The sequence below is a fragment of the Ramlibacter sp. genome (assembly GCF_035706265.1).
GTDB lineage: Bacteria > Pseudomonadota > Gammaproteobacteria > Burkholderiales > Burkholderiaceae_C > Ramlibacter.
On the sequence record NZ_DASSVG010000008.1, the window covers coordinates 1 to 2,754 of the forward strand.

At 66.9% G+C, this 2,754-nt stretch carries 3 protein-coding genes and 1 pseudogene; all 4 read right to left on the bottom strand.

The genetic code is table 11. The annotated features are described in order from the left end of the window. Nucleotides 1-599: ATP-binding cassette domain-containing protein (locus VFM98_RS00250; RefSeq protein WP_325107876.1), on the bottom strand; the 599-nt coding region annotated here is incomplete at its 3' end. Then, the gene (gene ugpE, locus VFM98_RS00255) at nt 599-1,447 is read right to left on the bottom strand and encodes a sn-glycerol-3-phosphate ABC transporter permease UgpE (protein ID WP_325107877.1); all 849 of its coding nucleotides are present in this window, start codon (nt 1,445-1,447) and stop codon (nt 599-601) included. The genes ugpE and VFM98_RS00250, both read right to left, overlap by 1 nt. A gap of 19 nt (nt 1,448-1,466) precedes the next feature. Next, nucleotides 1,467-2,348, bottom strand: coding sequence for a sn-glycerol-3-phosphate ABC transporter permease UgpA (gene ugpA / locus VFM98_RS00260; protein ID WP_325107878.1), 882 nt, complete (start codon nt 2,346-2,348; stop codon nt 1,467-1,469). Between the two features lie 38 nt (nt 2,349-2,386). Then, nucleotides 2,387-2,754 (bottom strand): annotated as a pseudogene (locus VFM98_RS00265) (hypothetical protein); the annotation flags it as partial.

The window sequence follows — 2,754 nt, forward strand, 5'->3', positions numbered from 1 at the left end:
AGGGTCATGGCCTCGACCTGGTCGTGCGTGACGTACAGGCTGGTGGTGCCCAGGCGGCGGTGCAGCGCCTGCAGCTCGGCGCGCATCTGCACGCGCAGCTTGGCATCGAGGTTGGAGAGCGGCTCGTCGAACAGGAACACCGCCGGCTCGCGCACGATCGCGCGGCCCATGGCCACGCGCTGGCGCTGGCCGCCCGACAGCTCGCGCGGCTTTCTCCTCAGGTAATTCCTCAATTCCAGGATATCCGCGGCCTTCTGCACGCGCAGCTCGATGTCGTCGCGCGAGAAGCCCTTGATGCGCAGGCCGTAGGCCATGTTGTCGTATACGCTCATGTGCGGATAGAGCGCGTAGTTCTGGAACACCATGGCGATGTCCCGGTCCTTCGGCTCGAGCTGGTTCACCACGCGCCCGCCGATGCGGATCTCGCCGGAGGTGATCTGCTCCAGCCCGGCCACCATGCGCAGCAGCGTGGACTTGCCGCAGCCGGAGGGGCCGACGATCACCACGAACTCGCCGTCGGCCACCTCGGTGCTGACGCCGTGGATGACCTCGAGCTCGCCGTACTTCTTGCGCACGTCGCGGAAGGATACGGCAGCCACTATTTTTCCGTCTCCACCAGGCCTTTGACGAACCAGCGCTGCATCAGCACCACGACCAGCGCCGGCGGAATGAGGGCCAGCATGGCGGTGGCCATGACCAGGTTCCATTCGTTCGCCGCATCGCCGCCGACGATCATGCGGTTGATGCCGATGACCACCGTGTACATGTTCTCCTCGCTGGTAATGAGCAGCGGCCAGAGATACTGGTTCCAGCCGTAGATGAACTGGATGACGAACAGCGCGGCGATGCTGGTCTTGGACAGCGGCAGCAGCACGTCCCAGAAAAAGCGCAGCGGCCCGGCGCCGTCCATGCGCGCCGCCTCGGCGAGCTCGTCGGGCACGGTGAGGAAGAACTGCCGGAACAGGAAGGTGGCGGTGGCCGAGGCGATCAGCGGCAGCGTCAGCCCGACGTAGGAGTTGAGCATGCCGAGGTCGGACACGACCTCGAAGGTCGGGATGATGCGCACCTCGACCGGCAGCATCAGCGTGACGAAGATCATCCAGAAGAAGAAGTTGCGCAGCGGAAAGCGGAAATAGACGATGGCGAAGGAGGCGATGATGGAGATGGCGATCTTGCCCAGGGCGATCGCCAGCGCCATCACGCTGCTGTTGAGCAGCATGCGCGCCACCGGCGCGGAGGACCCGGCGGTCGAGCCGCCCGTCAGCGCCTGGCCGTAGTTCTCCAGCAGCTGGTCGCCGGGCAGCAGCGGCATCGGCACCTGCATGATGTCCTCGAGGCGGTGCGTCGAGGCGACGAACGTCACGTAGAGCGGGAAGGCCACCGCCAGCACGCCGAGGATCAGCACGGCGTGCGACAGCGCGGTGAGGATGGGCCGGTTCTCTACCATCGGCGGCGGTTCGCGGCCATCAGTACTGCACGCGCCTTTCCACGAAGCGGAACTGTACCGCGGTGAGCGCGATGACGATGAACATCAGGACCACCGACTGCGCCGACGAGCCGCCGAGGTCGGCGGCCTTGACGCCGTCATAGTAGACCTTGTAGACGAGGATCTGCGTGGCCTGCGCCGGCCCGCCCTGGGTGGTGGCGTCGATCACGCCGAAAGTGTCGAAGAAGGCGTAGACGATGTTGACCACCAGCAGGAAGAAGGTGGTCGGCGACAGCAGCGGGAAAACGATGGTCCAGAAGCGCCGCATCGGCCGGGCGCCGTCGATCGCCGCCGCCTCGATCAGCGAGCGCGGGATCGACTGCAGTCCGGCGAGGAAGAACAGGAAGTTGTACGAGATCTGCTTCCATACCGACGCCACCACCACCAGCAGCATGGCCTGGTTCGCGTCGATGATCCAGTTCCAGTCGACGCCGGCCCGCTTCAGCAGGTAGGTGACGATGCCGATGGAAGGCGCGAAAAGGAAAGCCCACAGCACGCCGGCCACGGCGGGCGCGACCGCGTAGGGCCAGATGAGCAACGTCCTGTACGCCAGGGCGCCGCGCAGCACGCGGTCGGCCATCGTCGCGAGCAGCAGCGAGATGGCGATGCCCGAGAACGCGACCAGCGCGCTGAAGATCGCCGTGGTGCCGAACGAGGCGAGGTAGTTCTCGTCGCGGAACAGGCGCTCGAAATTCGCCAGGCCGACGAACTCGGTGCGCAGGCCGCACGCATCCTGCAGCTGGAAGGAGAACCAGACCGCCTGCGCCGCGGGCCAGAAGAAGAACACCAGCGTGACCGCGATCTGCGGCGCCAGCAGCGCGTACGGCAGCCACGCCGAGCGGAAGACGACCCGCTTCTCCATGATGCCCGGGGAAGTCCGGCGGGTCCGCCTCCTCGCGGCTAGCGGATCGCTGCTTCGAACCGGCGCAGGATGTCGTTGCCGCGCCGCACCGCGTCGTCCAGGGCGGCCTTCGCTTCCTTGCGGCCGGAGAACACCGCTTCGAGCTCTTCCTCGATCACCTCGCGGCCCTGCACGAAGTTGCCGAAGCGCAGGCCCTTGGAGTTCGCGGTAGGCGGCTTGTGCGTGAGCTGCCGCACCGGCAGGTCGGCCCCCGGGTTCTTGTCGTAGTAGCCGGACTTGCGCGTCAGCTCGTAGGCGGCGGCGTTGACGCCGAGCGCCGGCCGCAGCGTCCAGCCGAGCACCGGGTCGGGCGCGTAGCGCTGCTGCGCCTGGTAGCCGGCAAGGCGCAGGAACAGCTCCAGCCCGG

Excerpts from the sequence above, each read along its gene's own strand:
- ugpE (WP_325107877.1), bottom strand. The coding sequence starts at position 1,447 with ATGGTAGAGAACCGGCCCATCCTCACCGCGCTGTCGCACGCCGTGCTG.
- ugpA (WP_325107878.1), bottom strand. The coding sequence starts at position 2,348 with ATGGAGAAGCGGGTCGTCTTCCGCTCGGCGTGGCTGCCGTACGCGCTG.